Source organism: Caballeronia sp. LZ008, assembly GCF_031451435.1.
In the GTDB taxonomy this organism is placed as follows: domain Bacteria; phylum Pseudomonadota; class Gammaproteobacteria; order Burkholderiales; family Burkholderiaceae; genus Caballeronia; species Caballeronia zhejiangensis.
Genome location: NZ_JARUXK010000002.1, coordinates 365269 through 388305 on the forward strand (window position 1 = coordinate 365269; position 23037 = coordinate 388305).

At 60.9% G+C, this 23037-nt stretch carries 16 protein-coding genes and 1 pseudogene; 2 read left to right on the forward strand and 15 right to left on the reverse strand.

The window, feature by feature from the left end; genetic code table 11:
* Window positions 1-15: 15 nt before the first annotated feature.
* The 11 genes from QCE49_RS16060 to QCE49_RS16110 form a co-directional block, all read right to left on the reverse strand.
* Complete coding sequence (locus QCE49_RS16060) at window positions 16-1464, reverse strand: aldehyde dehydrogenase family protein (protein ID WP_250458282.1); 1449 nt, start codon at window positions 1462-1464, stop codon at window positions 16-18.
* Window positions 1465-1466: 2 nt separating this feature from the next.
* The gene (locus tag QCE49_RS16065) at window positions 1467-2570 is read right to left on the reverse strand and encodes a tartrate dehydrogenase (RefSeq protein ID WP_250458283.1); all 1104 of its coding nucleotides are present in this window, start codon (window positions 2568-2570) and stop codon (window positions 1467-1469) included.
* 112 nt (window positions 2571-2682) lie between these two features.
* Window positions 2683-3603 (reverse strand): LysR family transcriptional regulator, encoded by a 921-nt coding sequence (locus tag QCE49_RS16070; protein WP_008347062.1) that lies wholly within the window; start codon window positions 3601-3603, stop codon window positions 2683-2685.
* A gap of 99 nt (window positions 3604-3702) precedes the next feature.
* A complete protein-coding gene (tssF, locus tag QCE49_RS16075; RefSeq protein WP_250458284.1) occupies window positions 3703-5562 on the reverse strand; it encodes a type VI secretion system baseplate subunit TssF in 1860 nt (619 codons plus the stop codon).
* Window positions 5559-9074, reverse strand: a complete 3516-nt coding sequence (locus QCE49_RS16080; RefSeq protein ID WP_250458285.1) for an ImcF-related family protein — start codon at window positions 9072-9074, stop codon at window positions 5559-5561. The genes tssF and QCE49_RS16080 overlap by 4 nt, the downstream gene beginning before the upstream one ends.
* Window positions 9061-10377 carry a hypothetical protein gene (locus QCE49_RS16085; protein ID WP_250458286.1) on the reverse strand — a complete coding sequence of 439 codons (1317 nt, stop codon included), beginning with the start codon at window positions 10375-10377 and terminating at the stop codon, window positions 9061-9063. The genes QCE49_RS16080 and QCE49_RS16085 overlap by 14 nt, the downstream gene beginning before the upstream one ends.
* Window positions 10378-10380: 3 nt before the next feature.
* Window positions 10381-10641: a PAAR domain-containing protein gene (locus QCE49_RS16090; RefSeq protein WP_250458287.1), complete on the reverse strand. Its 261-nt coding sequence runs from the start codon at window positions 10639-10641 to the stop codon at window positions 10381-10383.
* A gap of 153 nt (window positions 10642-10794) precedes the next feature.
* On the reverse strand, window positions 10795-11442 hold the full coding sequence (locus tag QCE49_RS16095) for a hypothetical protein (protein ID WP_250458288.1): 648 nt from the start codon (window positions 11440-11442) through the stop codon (window positions 10795-10797).
* Window positions 11443-11694: 252 nt separating this feature from the next.
* Entirely contained in the window at window positions 11695-12138 is a 444-nt protein-coding gene (locus tag QCE49_RS16100) for a YncE family protein (RefSeq protein WP_250458289.1), read from the reverse strand.
* A gap of 38 nt (window positions 12139-12176) precedes the next feature.
* Window positions 12177-14453 (reverse strand): peptidase M23, encoded by a 2277-nt coding sequence (locus QCE49_RS16105; RefSeq protein ID WP_250458290.1) that lies wholly within the window; start codon window positions 14451-14453, stop codon window positions 12177-12179.
* A 3-nt stretch (window positions 14454-14456) separates the two neighbouring features.
* Complete coding sequence (locus QCE49_RS16110; RefSeq protein ID WP_250458291.1) at window positions 14457-16826, reverse strand: type VI secretion system Vgr family protein; 2370 nt, start codon at window positions 16824-16826, stop codon at window positions 14457-14459.
* A gap of 504 nt (window positions 16827-17330) precedes the next feature.
* Here QCE49_RS16110 and QCE49_RS16115 point away from each other — a divergent pair.
* On the forward strand, window positions 17331-18659 hold the full coding sequence (locus QCE49_RS16115) for an MFS transporter (RefSeq protein ID WP_250458292.1): 1329 nt from the start codon (window positions 17331-17333) through the stop codon (window positions 18657-18659).
* Window positions 18660-18661: 2 nt separating this feature from the next.
* Entirely contained in the window at window positions 18662-19573 is a 912-nt protein-coding gene (locus tag QCE49_RS16120) for an NAD(P)-dependent oxidoreductase (protein WP_268811662.1), read from the forward strand.
* Window positions 19574-19627: 54 nt separating this feature from the next.
* Here QCE49_RS16120 and ilvD read toward each other — a convergent pair whose 3' ends face one another.
* The 4 genes and pseudogenes from ilvD to sdhB form a co-directional block, all read right to left on the reverse strand.
* Window positions 19628-21487 (reverse strand): dihydroxy-acid dehydratase, encoded by a 1860-nt coding sequence (gene ilvD / locus QCE49_RS16125; protein WP_250437457.1) that lies wholly within the window; start codon window positions 21485-21487, stop codon window positions 19628-19630.
* A 107-nt stretch (window positions 21488-21594) separates the two neighbouring features.
* On the reverse strand, window positions 21595-22227 hold the full coding sequence (locus QCE49_RS16130; protein WP_008347084.1) for a TetR/AcrR family transcriptional regulator: 633 nt from the start codon (window positions 22225-22227) through the stop codon (window positions 21595-21597).
* A gap of 1 nt (window position 22228) precedes the next feature.
* Window positions 22229-22651, reverse strand: a complete 423-nt coding sequence (locus tag QCE49_RS16135) for a nuclear transport factor 2 family protein (protein ID WP_008347086.1) — start codon at window positions 22649-22651, stop codon at window positions 22229-22231.
* A 190-nt stretch (window positions 22652-22841) separates the two neighbouring features.
* Window positions 22842-23037: pseudogene (gene sdhB, locus QCE49_RS16140) on the reverse strand (succinate dehydrogenase iron-sulfur subunit); the annotation flags it as partial.

Here is a 23037-nt window from a genome sequence, read left to right on the forward strand (position 1 = left end):
GAACCCGCGCGAGACTCAGCCGTGCCTGATCGCGATGGTCTTCAGGCTCGTGAAGCCGTACAGCGCTTCGAAGCCCTTCTCGCGTCCATGCCCGCTCGCCTTCACGCCGCCGAACGGCAACTCGACGCCGCCGCCCGCGCCATAGTTGTTGATGAACACCTGGCCCGCCTGCAGCTTGCGCGCGAGTCGCAGGCCGCGCGAACCGTCACGCGTCCACACGCCCGCGACGAGACCGTAGTTCGTGCCATTGGCGAGCTTCACGGCTTCGGCTTCGTCGTCGAAGGGCATTACCGCGAGCACCGGGCCGAAGACTTCCTCCTGCGCGAGCCGGCTTTGCGGCGGCACGTCGCGAAACAGCACCGCTTCCTGGAAGAAGCCATTGCGCGACGCTTCCACGACGATCTTGCCGCGCGCCGCGACGCGTATGCCTTCGCCTTCCGCCTGCTCGACGATGCTGCGCACACGCGCATGTTGCTTCGCGTTGACGAGCGGGCCCATGTCGAGGTCCATCGCGGGCGGCCCGGAACGCAGCGCTTCGAAACGCTGCGCGAGACGTTCGATCACGGTTTCGTAGATGCCGCGCTGAACCAGCAGACGGCTGCCCGCCGAACACGTTTGTCCGGCGTTCTGCACGATCGCGTTCTGGATCACGGGCACGGCTTCGTCGAGATCGGCATCGTCGAAAACGAGTTGCGGTGACTTGCCGCCGAGTTCGAGCACGCTCGGGCAATGACGTTCCGCCGCCGTGCGTCCGACGAGCGCGCCCGTCGCGGTCGAGCCGGTGAACGAGATATGACCGATGCCTTCGTTCGCCGACAGCGCCGCGCCCGCCTCGCTGCCGAGTCCGGTGACGACGTTGATCGCGCCAGCCGGAAAGCCGACGTCGGCGGCAATTTCTGCGAGCCGCAGGATCGACAGACTCGCGTCCTCCGCGGGCTTCACGACGCACGCATTGCCCGCCGCGAGCGACGCGCCGACGCTGCGGCCGTAGATCTGCATCGGGTAATTCCACGGAATGATGTGGCCCGTCACGCCGATCGGCTCGCGTACCGTCAGCACGGTAAAGCCGGTCGTATAGGGCAGCGTTTCGCCGTGCAGCTTGTCGACGCAACCCGCGTAATACTGCAGATAGCGCGCGAGCACGGCCGCATCGGTGCGCGCGGTCTTGAGCGCCTTGCCGGTGTCGCGCGCTTCGAGTTGCGCGAGTTCGTCGGCGTGGTCGAGAACGGCGTTCGCATAGGCGAACAGCAGGTTCGAGCGCTCGACAGGCGAGAGCTTCGCCCACGGACCGTCGAGCGCATCGCCCATTGCGCTGCGCGCTGCGTGGACAGCCGTGGCGATATCGGCGGCGTTGCCGCGTGCGATCGCCGCGAACGGCTCGCCGGTGCTCGGATCGATGACATCGAGCGATTCGCCGTTGTCGCCCGCTTTCCACGCGTTGCCGATGAAGTGACGGTAATCCATGCTTACTCCGTGATCAGTGCATGTTCGGTGACGGCTTCGGCGATCGCCTTGCCGACTTCGATGGTGTTCGCCGTGCCGCCCATGTCGGGCGTGCGCGGGCCGTTTTCGAGCACGCTTTCGATGGCCGACAGGATGGTCTTCGCCGCCGCTTCGTAGCGCGCGTCGCCGCGTCCGAGATGCTGGAGCATCAGCGCGGCCGACCAGATCTGCCCGATCGGATTGGCGATGCCCTTGCCCGCGATATCGGGTGCCGATCCATGTACCGGCTCGAAGAGCGATGGAAAGCGCCGCTCGGGATTCAGGTTCGCCGAAGGCGCGATGCCGATGGTGCCCGTGCATGCGGGACCGAGATCGGAAAGAATGTCGCCGAAGAGATTCGACGCGACCACGACATCGAAACGGTCAGGATGCTGCACGAAATGGGCGCACAGAATGTCGATGTGAAACTTGTTCGTCGCGATGTCCGGATAGCGCTTCGCCGCTTCGGCAAGGCGCTCGTCCCAGTACGGCATCGTGATGGAGATGCCGTTCGATTTGGTCGCGGCGGTGAGCTGCTGCTTCGGACGGCTCCGCGCGAGCTTGAACGCGAAGTCGAGAATGCGATCGACGCCCGTGCGCGTGAAGACCGCCTGCTGCGTCGCGAACTCGCGCTCGGTGCCTTCGAACATGCGTCCGCCGACCGACGAATACTCGCCTTCGGTGTTCTCGCGCACGACCAGAAAGTCGATGTCGCCGGGCTTGCGATTGGCGAGCGGCGAAGGCACGCCAGGCATCAGCCGCACGGGACGCAGGTTCACGTATTGATCGAACTCGCGGCGAATCCTGATGATCGATTCCCACACCGCCGTATGGTCCGGCACGATGTCGGGCGTGCCGACCGCGCCGAAGAAGATCGCGTCGTGCTTGCCGATCTGCTTGTCCCAGTCGGCGGGCATCATCGTGCCGTGCTGGACGTAATGCTCGGTGCACCATGATGCGAACTCGTCGAAATCGAGCGCGATGTCGTAGCGCGCGGCGGCGGCCTTCAGCACGCGCAGCCCTTCGACCATGACTTCCTTGCCGATGCCATCGCCCGGAATGACGGCGATGTGATGTGTCGTTGCCATTGCGCTCTGTCTCCTAGTTTTCGACGTTTGATCTGAGGGGAAATCTAGCGGAGGCGTTGTTGCTGCGGAAGTGCGAATCCGGAAACGGGAGTCTTCGAATATCCGCAAGGGCTCAGCTTGCGGCGCGCTCCCCGCCGGGCGCGACGAGCGATGCGGGCGCGAGTCCGCTCAGATAATCGAAGAGCCTGCGCGCGGGCAAAGGCGCCGCGCCCACGCGTATGCCGACCGACATCACGCGCTCGGCCCACGGATTCGTCAGGCGAATGAAGCGCAGACGCATGGGTTCGCGAAAGAGCCGCACCGCGCCTTCGGGCAACACGCCGATGCCCTGCCCCGCCGCGATCAGCCTGCACATGCCTTCGAAGCTTTGCACCTGTACGCGAAAGCGGATCGCGCGGCCCGCGAGCGCGGCTTCCTTGACGAGCATGCGCGTGACTTCGGCCTTATCGTCCAGACCGACGATATCGTGCTCGAGCAGCGCGGCGAAATCGATCTGATCGCCTTGCAGAACGTGATCTTCGGGCACGACGACGCTGATGCGATCCGTGCAATACGGCGCGAGGCGAATGCCTTCCATGCCGCTCTGCGACGTCACCACGCCGACATCCGCGCGCCCTTCGCGCAGCGCCTGAAGAATGTCCATGCTGCGCAATTCGCTGATATGCAGCTTGATGTCCTGATAGCGCTGGGAGAACGCACGCAGATGATCGGGCAAGTCCTGGCTGATCGCGGAGATATTGGCGAACACGCGCACGCGGCCGACGGAGCCTTTCGTGTAATCGGATAGCTCGCTATAGATCGCGTCGGTCCTGAGCAGCAGTTCCGTGGCGTGACGCGCGAGCGCTTCGCCGGCCGGCGTGGGCTCGACACCCGCCGACGTGCGATTCAGAAGCCCCACGCGAAAGTGATGTTCGAGCAGCGCGATGCGCCGGCTCGCCGTCGATAGCGACATATGCGATTGCTGCGCCGCCTTGGACAGGCTGCCCATTTCGACGGCGCGCAGAAAGAGAGCCAGCGACGTGAGATCGAACAAAACCGGATGCTCCGTGGAAATTTATTCCGGGGAGTATGGCATTGGGTTGGGATTGCTGTGGCGTGGAGGGATACAGGAAAACCCTGAGCGATGCGGCTATTAGAAAGGCGCACCCTCGAATTCCATGACCGGAAAAAGCGTGTCCTTGCCGTCGATATTCAGCACGAGCCGCGTCGCGTGATGGAAGCTTGCATAGCGGCCAACGAAGCGGCTCAGCACATCGCCGAAGAGCGTCGCATCGCCGCGTCCGTCAAACGCGCTCGCATCGAGCCGGACGTGAACGCGAATCTCGAAGCGCATATGCCCCTTTCCCACGCTTTCATGCTCGGACAGCCGCACGTCTCGAATCGCATCGATGCGTCGCGCGATGCTTTCGTCGTGTGACCAGTCGTAGAGCTCCAGCGCCTCACGGAGCACCACCACGCCGCCCATCCCGATCATGTTCAACTCATTCGCGCCGCCTGCCGTGTAGTGCCCGAGCACGCGCCAGTCGTACTCCGGGTGATAGCGCGGAGGATAGAGCGGCAAAGTCGGCGCTGTCAGATTGCGCACGGAAGCGATGCCGGTAAAACCCGACACGGTCTCGTTGATCGTCGCCTCGGACAGCGCCATGCGCGGCAGGCGTCCGTTGTTCGCGAGCGCGCGAACCGTCAGGTAGCCGTCCGGCTTTGGACGATTCTCATCGTGTCGGGCATCCGCATGGAAGCGCTCCCAGAGCGAACCGGAAAGCGTCACCCAGAGTTCGCGGCCGGTTACGCCAAAGCGCATCGAGGTATGGAAATACCGCTCAGGCTTCTCGTAGCGCAGCGTCCAGCCGCGATGGCGGAAGCTCGTGAATGCGCCGTAGGCGTGGCGCGCGCTGTCTTCCGGATCGGCCGCCGTCACCGCGAGCACGTGATACGGCTCGACGTGCCCCGCCACCTCCTGCTGCAGACGTACGCGATGCTCGCGGTCATGTCGGTCTGTCGGCCGCAGCGGCAACGCGTCCACTTCGAACAGATTGATCACGGGCGTGCAGAAGAGACGAAAGCTGTCGCGACTGACCGGATAGTCGCCAGGCACGCGAGCGTTCAGTTCGATCTCGAAGGTCATTTGCGATTCACCCATCGGCAGCATCGACGCATCGAAGCCGCATAGATCGACGAAGTTGAATTTCTGCGGGAACACGAAGTATTCCAACAGCGTCTGTTCGCGATCCAGCCCGCGGTCACGCTCGGGCTCCGTGACCGGCCACAGCCGCGCGGACGGACCAAAGCCTGCCGCTTCGAAGCGCACGTCTTCGAGCGGTTGCAACTCGCCATCGCGCACTGTAGGCAGGCGCAGGCTGATCGATTCGACTTGGCGCGTCAGCGCCGCGTACAGCGCGGAGGCGGCAGGCCGGTCGCCGTGCAAGTAAAGACGGATGCGCGACAAATCAACCGCCTCGCGTTGCTCGCCAAGCCACAACCGGAACGTAAGGCGAATCACGGTGCGTCCGCCATCGCGGACCGCGATCTCTGCATCTTCGACCGAAAGTGGCAACAACTTCACCGTCTGCGTCGTCCGATAGAGACACTTGACCTGATCCGGACCGACAGGCGTCGACCGCACGGCGGCCCCCGCGGGAATCTGCGTTGCCGAAGCAACTCCGCGACCAATCGGCGTGCATTCGATGATCGACAGCGATGGAATCGCGCGCGCCGCATCTTCGTACAGGTTGTCGATCAGCGTTTCCGTGAATTCCGGAGCGCCGTCATCGAGCTTCATACGTAGACGCGCCGTGAGCAGCGCAAAGCCTTCGAAGGTCGCGCGCGCGCTGTCGCCCACGTCGCCATAACGCATGTCCAGGCGACGCGCGGCGTCGGGATGTGCTTGAGCGAACTCCGCCGATGCCGCGCGCAGGTAGCGCATCTCCGCATCGAAGTACTTCAGGAACGGATTCTCGTGTTCCAGCGCCGAACGCTTCCACGGCGCGGTCACGGCTGTATCTCCGCTGGCAAGGGCGGCAACGACGGCGCGCCCGCGTACACAGCGCTCTTGCCGGCGATGAAGACACGCTGCGGCATCTTGAAGCCGCGCAGCTTGAGCAGATCGAGCGGTCCCGCGCCGACCTGCGTCTTCATCACGTAATGCAGCGGATAGTCATTGTCGTGATTGAGTGTCAGCGCGTAGTTCGTGCTGTCGAGCGGCTTGATGTTCGCCGTGCCCAGCAATCGAAGGAATGCCCAGTCACCGACGGCACTGAACGCGACGCGCGTCCCGGCAGTCAGCGATTCCCACGTCAGCATCGCCTGCCCGTCGCGACCATTTCCCGGCCAGACGATCGGCGTGAACGATTCACGTTGATTGAAATACTCGATCTTCGTCTGATCGACCGTGAGGATGCTGCGCACGACTTCTGGCGTCGGGGTCGCCATGATCTGGATGCGGTAGCTCGCATCGCCTTGTGCATACAGTTGCGCGCCGAGCGTCGACAATTGACGCAGCGCCGATAAAAACTCCGGATCGAATTGCAGCGCTTGCGGCGCGAGTTCGTTCGGGGTCCACGCGTTGCCCTGCGGCTGCAGCATGCCCGCGAGTTGCGTCGTGACGAAGCGCGCGATCAGACCCGTCTCCGGCTTGATGTAGCGGCCGAGCTCGACGAATGAGGCGTCGGATGCGGTGTCGGCGAATGGATAGTGACCGTCGAAGGCGCTCGCGAACGGCGCCGCGACTGACGCTCGCCATGCGTCGTTCAGACTCGCTGCTGCGGGCTGAAGGATCGTTTGCCATGCCACATCGAGCGGTTTGGCGAAGAGCGCATCGCCGAAGCCCGACCACTGCGAGCCGAGGCTCGCGGCGGTCAATGCTGCATCGTCGCGCGCTTGAGTGAGTTCCGAGAGTTTGCCCTGAAACACGGCTTGCGCCATCTGACGGGACATCGCCTGTGCGTCCGCGCTGGTCGCGATCTGCTGCAACTTCAGGCGCATCGTTGTCGCTACGGTCAAAAAGTGCGCGAGACTCACGCCGCTGAAGTCCGCCGCGTTCTTCGATTTCGTGCTGGACTTGCCGTGGCCAGTCACCACATCGTCGCCCATGAGCGCGAGCAGCGGACCGAAGGGTTTATCAAGCGGATTGATTTCCGGCGCGGCTGCAACGCCGGTCTTGTTAGCGATCAGATCCTGCGCCTTGCGCACGAGCGTATCGGTCAGCGCCTGCGACGCACGGCCCGCCTGCGCCTGATATTCGACTGCCTTCATCAGCGCGATCAGCGGTGACGTTTGCGCATCCGTCAGACGCGTCAACTGGCTGATTGCATCGCTCAGATTCGATGCGCTGCGCCACTGGATGCTATTGAGCATCGCCTGCCATGCGGCGGTGTAATCCGCGAAATAGCGCGCATGCAAGCGCCGCTTCGCTTCTTCGATGTCCTGTTGCGCTTCGAGCGCCGCACCCGGTATGCGGGCGGCGCGTTCATCGGCGAGCACCCAGTCGGCGGCGACGCGCCCTTCCTTCGCCGCCTTGTCGATTGCATCGCCGATCATGCCGTCCCATGCAGCGCGCGTGTAGATGCCGGAGACGGTCTGGCTGGTCGTGAAGAGACCACGCGCATCCGCGCCGTTGATGAGCGATGCCAGCGTGATGTCCGCGTACTTTCCCTTGGCCTGTTCGAGCACGGATTGGTAAAGCGTGTCGTCGGAATTCTGCAGGCCGATCTGGTTGACGAGCATATTGCGCGCGGCGATGGTCAGATCGTTCGATGCGTTCAAGCGCCACTCCGGATGCGCGCGCAAATGCGACGCGTAGAACGACGACAAGCGCTGCGACGTATCGAGCCATTCGCCTGTGCTCATGTCCGTCACAACCGGCCACGCTGCGGGCAGTCGCTTGGTCAGATACGCGGCATCGGCGTGCTGCGGGTGCGCGAGCATCAAATAAGTCTTCAGCGCGTTGTAGTCCCGCTGCTGCTCTTCGTTGCTGGGCAGCGCGTCGGCGCGGGACTGCGCGAGTTGGGCTAGCGTTGCTTCAAGTCGATGCGCGGCCGGATCGCGTAGATTGCGCGCCGACACGATGGCGTAAGACGGCCACAGCGCGGCGAGGATGTCATCGTTGTGGTTCAGGCCCGCGCGCAGATACCACGGCGCGCCGTGCTGCTGACGATATTCAAGCGTGTCGATTCTCTGTTGCAGCGCGAGTTGCGCGCGCAACGCCGCCGCGGTGCCTGGCTTTGCTGCGAGCGCGGCGTCGCTTGCTGATTGCGCATCGTTCATGATGGAACGATTGCCGATGAATGACACGCTCATCGTCACGCACCAGCCGATCGCCGTCACCAACACCAAAGCTGCGAGCGCGTTGGGCCAGTAAAAGCCGACACGGCGACCGTCGTGCTTCTTCATGTGCGCGACGATTTCCGGCCAGATCGATTGCAGCGCGCGAGGCTGCTCACGTGATGCCCCGGCGTGCTGTCTAGCGCGCTCGGCGGCATCTTTGGCGACATCGTCATGATCGGCTGGCACGGGTGTCGGCACAACTGGCCCGGCGAATACCGGCGCGAACATCATGCCCGCGAGCGGCGCGCGCCGCCATTTCGATATCGAATGTGCCCGCCATGTCGTCAGCACGCGTTCGCGATGCGCGGTGAGGTATTGAGAGACCTGCGCGAGCCAGACAATCGGCTTCGGGCGAGCGCATAGCATGATGCTCGCGTGGGCCGTCATCTCTTCGAGTACGTTCAGTTGCCGATTCAGTTCGTCGGTCGCGACCCGTGCATCGGCGCGTTGTGAAGCAAATATGAATGCACCGACAGGACGAAAATCGTTCTGATGCATGCCGCTCGCTTCGACGGCATGCAGAAAGACGACCGGCGCGGCCCAACCGAGATCGCGCGCGAGGTTCGACAGCGTGCGGGGCAGTTCATCGTCGGAGGGCGATTGCTCGCTTGTTCGCAACACAGGGATAACGGCATCGATCGGATGCGCGCGACACATACGGCGAAGCTGATGACGCCACGTTTGCGCATCGATGCCGTTCGGCGCGGCGTGCACCAGCACGATCTCACCCGTGCGCAACACGGCGGTCTGTTTGAGGTCCGGAGCTACCGCGTCGATGAGGGCATCGTCGCCAGTGAGCATGAGCCACGGTATCGCGCGACGCCAGCGCCAACCAAACGATGTGCGCAGTTCATCGCGCAAATATTGCAGGCGCGCGTCGCGCTGGATCGTCGCGGACTGCTTTTCGCTGCTCAATCCGTCGAGGCGCGCCATCACTTTCTCATAGAGACCGAACAGGATGGCAGCGAAGTGCGCGCCCAGCACGATGATGAGTACGCCCAGGATTTTGAGCAGCGCGGACACACGCATCTCGAGGGTGGTCAAGTGCGTGAAGTCGGGGCGACCCCACCACGCCACCGCGGCCGACGCCACGGCGACGAGCATAGCGGCCAATGTAAAGCCCCAGATCTTGAGAAAGCCGGAGTCCGTGCGTTTGGATATTTGCGAGTCAAGCGCGTTCAAATTGCTGCTCGGGGTTGTCATGCGATACGGTAGGTTGAACGTAGAGGATGGCAGCCTGCGCCCGGTCGAGGATCAAATGGGGGCCGGCTTCGCCGGATTCGATGGCCGCTGCGATGCAAAGCCACGGCGTCGCGGCGCCAGTGTCACCGACGATGCGATCGGGTCGCCGGTGTGTTTCGTGCGTGGCGATGCCCGCAAACCCGGCGCGCTTGAGTTCATCGAGCAGCGTGCGGTCGTGCTCGGCGTTCAGGCGCGTGAGCCAGGCGTGAGTGATGTTGCTCGCATCGGTCTTGCCCCAGAGCGCCGCATTGAGCGCGAGGTCGCGAAGCGTGGCGACGTCGGCTTGATCTTCGATCGGACGATGCAACGTCGCGAGTGCCTGCACGGATTCCGGCAGTTGATAGAAGCCCGCGTTCAGAAGCACCGCCACGGCGGCCTCGCTGCTTCGCTCGGGCGGGTCGGTGTCGTGCCAGGCGTAGGCGAGGATCAGCAGCGCGCGGCGTTCGCGGGTGTCGAGCCATCCGTCAGCCACCATCAAACCTTGCGGGTCCGGGACGGCCACGCAGTCGAGCGCCGGCAGACCGGACAGACGCAATGCATCGACTGCGTGCTGTTTAGCTTTGTCGGCGCCTTCGGACGGCGCCAGCACACGCACAAGCGGCGCATATTGATGTCCGTATTGCGACAAGGCCTGCAGCGCAGGCACCAGCGGTTCGAGCGCAGCGACCAGTTTCAACACGACTGTGGCGATTCGGCGCGTGGCTTCAGGTGTTTGAGTGTCTGGCTGATCGTGGTCGTCATCTTCTGGTGTCGTCGCGAATGATGTCGGATCATCTGACCACGATTCGTCATCGAAGCGGTTATGGAGCACGTTGCCCACTCCACTACGCGGGCTTTGCGATTTGAAGGACGGCGTCTTTGCCGCGACGGCGTCCGGCAGATTCGATGTAACTGAAGGCAGGCAATAACCCGCGCCCAGCACTTGCAAAGGCTTTTGTGCGATGCGCAGCCGCTCAGCCAGCCGCTTCATTCTGGCCCGGTTACGATTGTGGGCGTGACTCCATAGCGCTTCATAGCCAATGCGAGCGATCGACAGCAGCGCAAGGAACGCGAAATTCGGCACGCCGAGCACGGCGAGCCAGAATGACGGACCGCTCGCTGCTTCACTCGCAGGCCAGGCGAGCAATGCCAGCGGTACGCCCAGCGCGCCACATGCGAGCCAGATCCCGAGCCACGGCAGCAGTCGCGGGCCGTGTGCAGGATAGGAATAAGGCTCGCCGGCCTCGGAAAAATCGACGGGCATGCGTCAGGCGAAGTTCACGTTGGGCACGGACGAGATCAGGCGGCAACCGCACGCGCAGCGGTGGTGATGCATCGCGTAGGGTTGGCCGTCGCGATCGGGAAAGCGCGTGTCGCCCTCGGCGATCGTGGTGTTGCCGTGCAGGTCGCATTGGGCGCTATCGCCGACGCGGGCGAGTCGGCGACCCATGAACATGGTGAAGGGTGAGCCGCTCGTGACTTCGCCGCCGTGCTCGAGTTTGTCGTATTCGCGGATGGGGGATTTCATTTTTCTAAAATGTGAGGCCTTTGATTAGCCAGACGACCTTACCTTTCCATTCATTTCCGTTTTTCACGAATGACCCGTTCCGAAAAATTCTGCAACACCGGAGGAAACTGGATTTTTCGCGCAGGGGAAGATTAACTAAAGCTCGTGATTGCATTAGTTTCGTTCTGTGGAAAAAAGCGCTGAGCAAGAAATTTGGTCCGTAATTACCCGTTTATTCTCTTTAACATCCCATACGCCGGGATACGAATCCTCAGAACATGTTGCATCCCCGGTTGGCGAAACGTAGCGACCGCTTGGCGCGATGATCGATGTTCCCGGATCACCGCTGCCTCCGAACGAATGTTTCTGCAGGTCCTTGATCGACTTGCCTTTTATATAAGCACCATTCAAAGAAACCAAATTGTGAGTTGAGGCAATGCGCGCTACGGTGGCCAACCAAGTGTATGGCCGGACCGTCACAAAATCCAGAGACACATAAATTCCCTCCGGCAAATTAATATCGGATAATACCCCTACCTTTTCCGGAATATGCGAAACGTGAACGACGTCGCTGACCGAACATTGTTTCAGGTCCCGCATGTTCACGTATCCAGTGTCTGATACGATGAGAGCCGATTTGTCGAAGCTCACAACAGCATGAATAGCTTCTTCATCTAACTTGCACGTCCGAAGATCGCGACCTCCATCCTCTATTTTTAGCGTATTGCCGATCGCCTCGTATTTGGTTTCTGCGTGCGAAATCACCGAAAAGACGGTCGCCGAAACGAAAAAAACGATCAGTGACAGATTCCTTTCAATCACAGTTTACTGCCTTTACTAGACGGGTGGATTCGAGTCTTCGATCATCATCAATATTTGCTGACATTCTAATCAGACATCGGGTTTATAGTCAGGGCTAGGGACAGTTCCAGCATTCAACAAAAAATCGGCATCCGTTAATCCGTATAATCGCCCGCACGCTATAGCCGCGCCCAGCACTTGAAAACGCTTTTGTGCGATGCGCAGGTGCTCAGCCAACCGCTCTGTTTCACACCAACTTCAAGAATCATTTCGTTATTGAACTCCGCATTGCTCTCGGCTTAACACAGGTTCGCTTTCTACATCAAATGTTTCTATCTGCCTTGTTTCCGTATCGATGATTTCGTAGCCAAAGCGGCTACTAATGTACAGTGATCGACCATCTCTGGCGAATGCGACATCAAATATTCCTCCGCCGAAAGTTCTTTTCAGGACAAGATGAAGTCTTGGTCGCAGCGCATAAATGGAGAGCAACTGCGCTTGAGGATTCCTCAAATCCGTTTTTATTGGAAGCCCGAATACAACCAACAACGTTTTCTTTGCATTAAATTTCCCATCAACGGCATCATGATCGATACGCGCCGCGCCGAGCCGCCGGCCGTCCGCATTAATTATTAGTTCTCTTGGATTACCCTCAGCGATAGACGCCGAAAGCTGGCCATCACATGAGTCAATAACAGCGGCGTGGGTATTGTTCATCAAAAGCCAAAACACGGCAGCGAATAATGTGCAATATCTCATACTTCGTCCCCGAGGATCCAAAAGGCGTCTTGCGTTTCTTTCCAGCGATTCGGCGGACTTAAGCGATCGCCCGGATTGATGGCTTTCGTCACAGAAAGAGACGCATCTCTTGTTACTCCCTTGTCCGCCGCCTTAGTGACTGAGTACCTAGCGCAGAAGAAGCCCGCCGTGTCGACGGCCGTGTAGGCGTCGTTTCCGGCAATTTCCGGATTATCGATTCGCGGGCCAGGCATGGGACGACCGTCAACAATTTTTTTAAACCATGCATGATCGTAGGATTTTCCATCCAGCCAACCCCTATATACCCAATACTCCGCGTAATTATATCTTCCAGTGAGTTGCTTGAATCCCCTGCCTCGGAATTTGACCCCGTCTCCCGGATCTGTATTCGCTAGACTAGCTTTCCCTTCGTAAAGGCGTTCAAAATAGGCAACGTCGGCATGAGAAGCAGGCGGCGATCTCAGGTATCCGTTCGACTCGGGCTTTATTGAAATGTGGTTATTTCTTACGGCGTTTGCAATACTGGTGGAACATTCACGGACGATCATCATGTAGAACGACTCAATAGCGCATTGCCCGAAGAAATGCGCGCTCCGAGTCGAAGTGTTGAGGGCATACCTCCGCAAAACATTATTAATTGGCTGACGGTAGTCCTCCTTATACTCAACCCCCGTCTTTCCGAGAGCCGTGTACTTAGATTCAGCATAGATCTGACATAACTCGTCTTTGTCCAACCATCCGCACTCCCTGAAATGGCGGATAAACTTCAACGGATGAAAAAACCATAGTTCCTGTCCCGCGGGCAACCCCGTCTTGTCCCAGAACTGAAACGACTTCAACAATTTCAAAAACGCCGCGTAACCTGCATCGTTGCCGTGATAGAACTCACCTTCGTCCTTCAGCTTGCGATACCGATCCTCGTTATGCGCGTTGTCCCATTCGCTCGGCGCTTCGCAGATGAAACCGCGCAATTGTTCCCGTACTGACACGTTCGACTTGATGTACTGAGCCAACACGTCTTCCTTCTTGTACCCCTCCTTCAGCGCCGCCTCCTCTCGCGTCTGATGTTCGTACACTCCCTTGACGATCTTCTTCAGCGCGTCGATATCGCACAGTCCATCCGCGCTAAACGGTGTGTTGCCCTCACTGATCTTCTGCCAACCGGCAAAACCCGAAAAATCCGCGTCCGACAGCTTCACGATCGCACTATCGCTCACGTCGATGTAGCCCTCCTGTCCGGCCGCGAATGTCATCCTTATCCAGGTGCTGCGTTCCGCAGGCGTCCTCAGCGTGGGAGACGGCGAAAGAATTCGACCGAAGCGCAGCAACTCATAGCCATCGCTTGCGCATGCCGGATACAGGGCCGTGGCCCGCTTATACATGTCGTACTCGTAGTCTCTTTCCTTCACCGGCGAGGATGTAAGCAAAGTACGCCTTCCGTCACTCGCTATCTTCCAAACATTCGTGTACTTGTCGCCCTTGTGGAAGTAGATCTCCACAAAAAGCTGCTCGACGTTCGATCCTGCATCTAACGCCGCGAAGACAATGCCTCTGAGCTTGCCATGTGAGTCTGCACCCGTCGGCAACCTGAGAAACGATCGGCCCGCGGGAATTACGAAGTAGTTATGGCCCCAGCAGTCGCTGCCCGTGGCCGTGCTCGCAGTCAGACTTCCGAGTTGAGTGCGTCCGAAATACGCGTCGTGATCCGATTTGGTCATGAAGATTTCGAAGTGCAAATGCTGCTGACCGTGGCATCCGCCGATCCAGCCAAGCACATCCTTTCTGCGCACTTTTAGGTTGCCGCCGGACTGAGCAGGCGCCGGCTCCTGATCGCCGCCCGGAGAAGGCAGGCGCAGGAACTCGGGAAGCTGCCTTCCGTCCGCGTTCATCGAGCCGTAGCTGTCAAGATCCAGCAGGTGCATATACAGCGAGTAGAACGTCAACGTCCGGCCTTCGCCCGTCTCGGTCGTGTGCTTGAGCAGCACGAAGCCCGCGTGGCTATCACGTCGGCCGTCTCCGCCATCGTAGGGCTTCTGGCATACGCGATACGCCACAACGTCACCGTCGGCGATGGCGCGAACCTTCTCGTTCTGCATCGTCGGCATCAGATGCACGCCACAATGCCAGCGCCGGTCGAACGCGATCGGGTAAGTGCCGTGCGCAAGTTCGAAGGTGTCGACCAGATCCATCATCGGATCGAGCCTCGGCAGGTTCGCTGCGTTGTCGGCAGCGGTCAGGCCCGCCGCCGGAAGGAAGGGTGGGCTGATAATCATGAATCAACGCGTCAGTGGATAAGAATTGGTCGGCTTAAAATCGCTCGCAGGCAGCCCGGGTAATGGCTTATCGGCGTTCTCCGGCCCCTCGAACGTGAACGACCCCGCCTTGATCCTGAAGTCCCCCGGACAAATCACCTCGACACTTCCGTTCTCGATCTTGATCGCCGCGCCGCCGCTCGCCAGCACCGCCTTCGTCTTGCCATTGACCAGCACGTTCGCGTTCGCGCTCGACAGGTGCAGTTGCTGATCGGCGAACACATCCATGGGCGCATCCTGCGCTTGCACCTCGATCTTCCCCTTCGAAAAGACCTTGATGCCCAGTCGAAGCGCGCATAGCGAAATCAGTTCGCCCGCCACCATGCGCAGTCGCCGCGTAATACTCACGTCCATGTCCTGGCCCGCGCTTACGATCACGTTCTCACCCGCTGAATGCTGCGTCGACTTCGGCGTCACGAACGCCATACCGCCCGGGGCGCTAGCCAGCAGCCCCGCATCGCGAAGCTGATCGAGCGCTTGCAGCAAGGCCGATTGCGTGGCTCGATCAGCCGGATCGGCTTTCGCCTGCGTGGTCGCCGTCGCCAGATCCGTCACACGTTGCAGTGCGGCCTTCAACTGCTGTATTGCCGCGGGCATTTCAAGGTGCGGCGTGTCGACTCCGGCGGCCGCGTCCGCCGAGAGAAACAGTCCTTTCGCCGCGCGCATCGTGCCCCACGCCTGCGTCGTGATTTCGAAGCCCTCTCCGCGAGGAAGCTTCTTACTGTTGAGCAGATAGCCCTGGTTCACCGCCGACTGGCGGTACACCGTGGCGATGCGCGCACTTTCCTTACCTTGCAGATCGTTGAACACGACTTCCGCGCCGAGCAGCGGCGAGCGCCAGATGGCGTAACTGAACAAGGAATCCGTGCCCCGCACCAAGTCAGGATGCGAATAGTCATGCAACGCGCCGGAAATGTGTAGGCGATCGATGTCAGCATGCGCGCCCGAGAGCAGAACTTCCGTGGACGGAAGCAAGGGCGAATGAAAGCCGCCTTGATACGACGAGAACGGACGCAGCAGACGCAGCTTCAGCAGTTGCTTGTCAGTATTGCCTGTTCCTTGCAGGAACTTGGGCAGAACGGGATACCGGCCGTGTTCATCCATACAGCCGTAAGGCGACGAGTCGAACGTCGTGACCACGCCGACGACCGGACCCTTCAGAAACCGCCAATCGCGCTCGTACACGAATTCGGGGCGGTAGGCGAGATGCGCGGGCATTGCCTTGAAGCGCACGAGCGCCGGTTTCGTGCGGCTGCCCGTCATCGTCATCGTTTCGATCACGAAGCCGTATGGCGCGCTGGCAAGCTTCGTGTTGATCAGCCTCACCACGATGCCCGGCGCCACGCCCTTCGCATTGGTCTTGCCGGAGATCTTCGCTTGCTTCGCGATCTGCTCGTCGCGCCGCGTTTGCGCTAGCGCTTCGCCCTGCTGCCGCGTCAGATGAAACTCCGCGCTGCGGTTGATCTGACCGAACACCGAGCGATCGTCAGCCGTGCCTGAAACCTTCGCTGCGGCCCGCAGAGGATCTTCGGGCGTGCGGTAATTGCGCTCCCATACTTCTATCGATGCCGGCACCAGCGCGCGTGCCTCACTAATCGACAGCACCGCTTCGTGCCAATTGTTGTTGAGCCCGGAATCCGGCATCAGCGGTATGTCGATTGAGCGCACGTAACCGCGCGGATTGTCCGTGAACACCAATGTGTCCAGTTGCCCGTCCTGGCCGCGCGCCTGTTTATAGAACCACGCAATGCCTTTTCGTTTCGCGTGACGAGTGATCATGTCCCACACGGACTCCTCGTACATCACGATCTGTTCCATCTTCTCCTGCGCGCCTTCCAGATGGAACTCGACATCGAAGGCGTCGAAGTTCGTCCGGTCGATCAGCAGTTGCGTGACCAGCTCCTGAAACGTCACGTCCCTGAAGACATCCGATTTCTGCACTTGCTTGCAAAGGGCGGCGAACCTTGGCTCGATGCGGATTTTATAAGTGGCCTCGTCCCGGTTTGTCCCGATGCGTTTGCATCGGGTGACGACGCCATTGAACGTCGCGGCCTCGTGATTGACAGGCGCGACGTAGTCGACCGAGGGCACGGCCACCCGCTCGTCGATCTGCAGCCCTGCACGTCGCCCGACCACGGTCTTGCCGTCGATGTCGAGCTGCGGCGAGGTCACCGTCACATCGACCTTATAGTCCTCGCACAGGCCCGCTTTTACTTTGAATTTCAGAACATCCAGATCGAGATCCAGCGTGCCGATCCACACGTTCAAAATCTGCGTAAGGCGCGCACTCGGATGGCGCAGCGCGTCGGTCAGATTTTTCGTCACAGCATTCATACCCGATCCTTATTCTGTTCAACGAACTCAAGCATTAATCGTTTTTCTTTGGACCGATGAATTTAGGATTGCATCACAAACAGGTCAACCCGGCTGATCGGTAGTTGTTTGACATTCACGACCTATTGATTGAAGAAATCAGAATTCGGACATCGCCCATACCATGAGATCGAAGCGCGTGATTGAAAGAATGAGAAATTGCCTTTGAGCAGCAGACTTGAAGAATCGAGAGAAAATTCAACTCTTCTTCACCGGTCCGATCGGTGTGAGGAAGCCAAATCGCACATTCTTTCAACTCGCTGTCCAGAGCGAACACTCGCTGCGTCGCGGGCCATACAGGAAAACCCGGATCAAACCCCGCCCCGCCCTCCACCCCGTGTTCGAACTATTCGAAAGCCCGCTTCAACGATTTCGCATATCACTCGCGCTCCGCAGCCGCTACATTTCTTCTGTCCCGCCGCGTCCCGCGCGAGCAGGGACGCAAAAACAAATACGGAGACAGACGTGGAAATCGATGCGACCAACATGCCGCAAGGCGCGGCATCGCCCGCTGCGTCACACGATGCGGCCACTGCGGACCGGATCTTTCGCCGCCTCGCGCTGCAAATCCTGCCGATCCTGATGTTCGCGTACATCACGTCGTACATCGATCGCGTGAATGTGAGCTTCGCGAAGCTGCAGATGGCGCAGCAACTCGGTTTCTCCGATGCAGTGTTCGGCTTCGGCGCGGGCATCTTCTTTCTCGGCTATGTGGTCTTCGAAGTGCCGAGCAACATCATCCTGCAACGCGTCGGCGCGCGCCGCTGGATCACGCGCATCATTCTTTCCTGGGGCATCGTGTCGGGCCTCACGGCCTTCGTCTCCACGCCCATGCAGTTCTACGTAATGCGCTGCCTGCTCGGCGTCGCGGAAGCGGGCTTCATTCCGGCGATCGTCTTCTATATCGGCCAGTCGTTTCCGCGCAACCGCCGCGCGCGCATCCTCAGCATGTTCTATGCGGCGCTCGCGCTGGCGGGTCTCATCGGTTCGCCGCTGACGGGCTTCATCATGCAGTACTTCGATGGTCTCATGCAGTTGCCAGGCTGGAAGTGGATCTTCATCGTCGAGGCATTGCCCGCGTTTCTCGCGGCGGTCTATACATGGAAGGGACTCGACGACGACGTCACCCAAAGCCCGCGTTTCAGCGAAACGGATCGCGCGTTGTTGTCGCGCGTGCTCGCCGAGGATCGCGCGGTAACGGCGCAATCGAATCACAAGGGCCTCTTCACCAGCGCGCTCGTGTGGGCGTTCTGCCTCATCTATTTTCTCGATGTCTTCGGCATCTACGGCTACACCTTCTGGGCCCCGACGATGATCAAGTCGATGGGCATCTCCGGCGACTTCGCGATCGGCGCGCTCGCCGCATTGCCGAACGCCGTCGCGGTCGTCGTGATGGTCATGTTCGGCCGCAGCGCGGACAAGCGCGGCGAGCGGCGCTTGCATGTCGCGGCGCTGCTGCTGATGGGCGCGGTGGGCTTGTCGCTGTCGGTGCTCTGGCATGACAACCTGTGGCTCGGCATGATCGCGCTGTGCATCGCGAATGCGGGATTGCTGTCGTTTCCGCCGCTCTTCTGGAGCATGCCGACAGCCGTGCTCGGACCGGCCGCGGCGGCGGTCGGCATCGCATGGATCAGCGCGTTCGGCAATCTCGGCGGCTTCTTCGGCCCATATGTAGTCGGCTTTCTGAAGCAGGCTTCCGGCGGCATGACGCTGCCGATCTTCTCGATGGTCGGCTGCCTCGCGCTCGGCATCGTTCTCACGATGCTGCTGCCGAAGCGCCTCGTGAACCGCTGAGCATTTTCAAACTTACACGACAACATGAAGAGAGACACAGCATGAAGCAACGCATCGGCATGATCGGTGTCGGCCTGATGGGGCACGGCATCGCGCGTAACGTGATGAAGCATGGTTATCCGCTGACGGTCGTCGAGCATCCCGGCAATCAGCCGCTCGACGAACTGCTCGCGGGCGGCGTGAAGACCGTCGCGAACGGCGAGGCGCTCGCGCGCGCATCGGACATCGTCATTCTGTGCGTGACGGGCTCGCCCGAAGTCGAAGCGGTACTGACCGCGCCCGATGGCGTGCTCGCGGGATTGCAGCCGGGCGCGATCGTCATCGACTGCTCGACGGCGGTGCCAGCATCGACGCAGCGCATGGCGGCGCTCGTGAAGGAAGCGGGCGGCCTCTTCGTCGATGCGCCCATGACGCGCACCGCGAAAGAAGCGCATGAAGGGCGGCTGAATCTGCTGGTCGGCGCTTCGGCCGAGCTGTTCGCGCGCATCGAGCCGTTGCTGCGTACCTATGCGGAGAACGTGACGCTCGTCGGCGATGTGGGCGCGGGACACAGCATGAAGCTGTTGCACAACTTCGTGTCGCTCGGCACGATCGCGCTGATCTCGGAAGCGGCGGCCTGCGCGAAACGCGCGGGCGTCGATGCGCAGACTTTCGTCGATGTCCTCGCGAAAGGCGGCGGTGGTGGCGCGGCGCTCGAGCGGCTGCGTCCGTCGCTTATCGACGGCGATCCGTCGGGCATGCCGTTTCACATGTCCAATGCGTTGAAGGATCTCGGCTACTACGTGACGATGGCCGGCGACAACAACGCCGTCGATGCGATCGCCGGCGCCGTGCGCGCGACGTATGCGGATGCGGTCGAGCAAGGCGGCGCGCATCGTACTTTGCTGGAGTTGCCGAGGTTGCTGGGCGATTGAAGTTGCGATAAAAAAAGCCGCTCATCGAGCGGCTTTCCCTGGCGCTTTAAAGCCTCAATCGTCGAGCAAGGACAAGTCGCGCACCGCGCCCTTGTCCGCCGACATCACCAGCTTCGCATACGCCTTCAGCGCAGCCGACACCTTGCGCGGACGCTGCTTCGCGGGCTTCCAGCCCTTCGCGTTCTGCTCTTCGCGACGGCGCGCGAGTTCATCGTCGGAGAGCAGCACGTCGATCGTGCGATTCGGAATGTCGATGCGAATCTTGTCGCCGTCGCGCACAAGGCCGATCGCGCCGCCCGCCGCCGCTTCCGGCGAGCAATGACCGATCGACAGGCCCGATGTGCCGCCCGAGAAACGTCCGTCCGTCAGCAGCGCGCATGCCTTGCCGAGACCCTTCGACTTGATGTAGCTCGTCGGGTACAGCATTTCCTGCATGCCGGGCCCGCCCTTCGGACCTTCGTATCGAACGATGACGACATCGCCCGCCTTCACCTTGTCATTGAGGATGTTCTCGACGGCTTCGTCCTGCGACTCGGTGACGTGCGCCGTGCCTTCGAACACGAGAATGCTTTCATCGACGCCCGCCGTCTTCACGACGCAGCCATCCAGCGCGATGTTGCCCGTCAGCACCGCAAGGCCGCCTTCCTTCGAGAACGCGTGCTCGTACGAGCGAATGCAGCCTTCGGCGCGATCCGTATCGAGGCTCGGCCAGCGCGTGTTCTGGCTGAACGCGACTTGCGTCGGCACGCCTGCGGGACCTGCCATGTAGAACGTCTTGACGGCTTCGTCGTCGGTGAGCTTGACGTCCCATTGCGCGAGCGCGTCTTTCAGCGTCGGCGCGTGCACGGTCGGCACGTCGGTATGCAGCTTGCCCGCGCGATCCAGTTCGCCGAGGATCGCCATGATGCCGCCCGCGCGATGCACGTCTTCGATGTGATACTTGTTCGTGTTCGGCGCGACCTTGCACAGCTGCGGCACGGTGCGCGACAGACGATCGATGTCCTTCATCGTGAAGTCGATATCGGCTTCGCGCGCGATCGCCAGCAAGTGAAGAATGGTGTTGGTCGAGCCGCCCATCGCGATATCGAGCGTCATCGCGTTCTCGAACGCCTTGAAGCCGACCGAGCGCGGCAGCACGCGCGCCTCTTCCTGCTCGTAATAACGGCGCGCCAGTTCGACGATGCCGCGTCCCGCGCGCTTGAACAACTGCTCGCGGTCGGCGTGCGTCGCGACGACGGTGCCGTTGCCGGGCAGCGAGAGACCGAGCGCTTCGGTGAGGCAGTTCATCGAGTTGGCCGTGAACATGCCCGAGCACGAGCCGCATGTCGGGCACGCGGAGCGCTCGACTTCGGCGACTTCCGCATCGGAATACGACTGGTCGGCGGCGATCACCATCGCATCGACGAGATCGAGCTTCTTCAGTTCGATGGCCTTCGTCTTCGGATTCGCGAGGCGCGTCTTGCCCGCTTCCATCGGGCCGCCCGAAACGAAAATGACGGGAATGTTCAGGCGCATCGCGGCCATCAACATGCCCGGCGTGATCTTGTCGCAGTTCGAGATGCAGACCATGGCGTCGGCGCAATGCGCGTTGACCATGTATTCGACCGAATCCGCGATGATGTCGCGGCTCGGCAGCGAGTACAGCATGCCGTCGTGACCCATCGCGATGCCGTCGTCGACCGCGATCGTGTTGAACTCCTTCGCCACGCCGCCCGCGGCTTCGATCTCACGCGCGACGAGCTGGCCCAGGTCTTTCAGATGAACGTGCCCCGGCACGAACTGGGTGAACGAGTTGACGACGGCGATGATCGGCTTCGAGAAATCTTCGTCTTTCATGCCGGTGGCGCGCCAGAGGGAGCGCGCGCCCGCCATGTTGCGTCCGGCGGTGGAGGTTTTGGAACGGTATGTGGGCATCGTGGTTGCGGTTGGAATGTCGCGAATGAAAGCGGGCCACGAGGGGTGAGGGCCCTTGCGCGCGGCATCCGCGACCTTTTGGGTCGGGTGGGCGCAAATTTTTGGGATTATCCCATACCTGCTTCGTCCATTCCGCTTCGACGCGCCGCCTGCACCAGCGCGCGAATCGCCCAGCGTCTGACCTTGCGCGCGCGTGCGTCGTCGAGTTGCAGCACGTCCTTGCAGACGATCATCGCCTCCGTGCCGATGACAAGCGCGAGCGCCTGCGTGAGCGTGTCGAGCGCGGCGGGACTGAACTCGTCTTGCGCGGGTTCGAGCGCGGACTCGATCAACGGTGTGCGGCGATTCTGCCGCAGCGGCATGTCGTCCTGCGATTCGCCCTTCGCCGCCCGCTCCAGCGAATGCGCGAGCATCATGCGCAACGGTGCTTCGTTCGCAAGAATCATGTCGTTGAGCGCGGCGTCGACACGCAACAATCGCGCGACCGGATCGGCCGATGCGCGCGCCGAAAATAGCTGGCTCGCAACGGGCGTGTCGACATCGAGCGATGCTTCGAGTAAGAGCGCATCGATGCTCGGGAAATGCCGATACGCCGTCGCACGCGACACGAGCGCTTCTGCCGCAACCTCTTCCAGCCCGGGCTTGCGCCCTTGCTTCATCAGCGCCGATGCCGCCTTCAGCAGATCCTTGCGCGTGCGCTGCTTCTGATTGCCGCGGGTCTTCGGTTCGGACTTCGCCATATCAAGCCTGCGGCAACTGACCGATGATCGCCGCGAGATCGACCCACACGTTTTCACGGCGAATCTGTCCGCTTTCGCTGAATTCGACGACATGCAGCATGCGAAATTCCAGCGGACGCCCACGGCCTTCGAGCCCGAACGGCCGGCCCGGCGCCTTGCCGCGCCACAACGACTCGTCGATGACAAAGCCGTCCCCATACAGACGGCGCAAGCACTCGACCCGGCTCTCCGACAGATCGGCAAACAACGCTTCGTAGAACGGCCGCGCGCGCTCGCGTCCGTGCGCCGGACCGGCAGGCCAGCCAACGACATCGTGCTCGACATCGTCGGTGAGCGTGGCGAGCACGCCTTCGACATCGTCGCTTCGTTCAAAACCGAAATGCTCTTCGATCTTGCGGTCCATCTCGACAGCAGTCAGCGTCATGATTGCCTCCTTGCACGGGTCATGCTTTCCAATTCATTCTAGTGAGACGACAGTCTCATTACAAGATTGAAATATCGTCTGGTGCGAGATGGTTAGCTATGCAATCACTTCAATGCATCGGCGCATATCGCAGATAAAAAAAAGCGCAGCCTCTTTCGAGACTGCGCTTTTTTTCCTTACGGTGCGGGGATCAAACCGCCCGTCGCACCATCAATTCCTTGATCTTGCCGATCGCCTTGGTCGGGTTGAGCCCCTTCGGGCACACGTCGACGCAATTCATGATCGTGTGGCAACGGAACAGACGATACGGATCTTCCAGGTTATCGAGGCGTTCGCCCGTCGCCTGATCGCGGCTATCCGCGATGAAGCGATACGCCTGCAGCAAG

Coding starts and splice junctions, on each gene's coding strand:
- QCE49_RS16060 (WP_250458282.1), bottom strand. CDS start 1,464: ATGGATTACCGTCACTTCATCGGCAACGCGTGGAAAGCGGGCGACAAC.
- QCE49_RS16065 (WP_250458283.1), bottom strand. CDS start 2,570: ATGGCAACGACACATCACATCGCCGTCATTCCGGGCGATGGCATCGGC.
- QCE49_RS16085 (WP_250458286.1), bottom strand. CDS start 10,377: ATGCCCGTCGATTTTTCCGAGGCCGGCGAGCCTTATTCCTATCCTGCA.
- QCE49_RS16090 (WP_250458287.1), bottom strand. CDS start 10,641: ATGAAATCCCCCATCCGCGAATACGACAAACTCGAGCACGGCGGCGAA.
- QCE49_RS16100 (WP_250458289.1), bottom strand. CDS start 12,138: ATGAACAATACCCACGCCGCTGTTATTGACTCATGTGATGGCCAGCTT.
- QCE49_RS16105 (WP_250458290.1), bottom strand. CDS start 14,453: ATGATTATCAGCCCACCCTTCCTTCCGGCGGCGGGCCTGACCGCTGCC.
- QCE49_RS16110 (WP_250458291.1), bottom strand. CDS start 16,826: ATGAATGCTGTGACGAAAAATCTGACCGACGCGCTGCGCCATCCGAGT.
- ilvD (WP_250437457.1), bottom strand. CDS start 21,487: ATGCCCACATACCGTTCCAAAACCTCCACCGCCGGACGCAACATGGCG.
- QCE49_RS16130 (WP_008347084.1), bottom strand. CDS start 22,227: ATGGCGAAGTCCGAACCGAAGACCCGCGGCAATCAGAAGCAGCGCACG.
- QCE49_RS16135 (WP_008347086.1), bottom strand. CDS start 22,651: ATGACGCTGACTGCTGTCGAGATGGACCGCAAGATCGAAGAGCATTTC.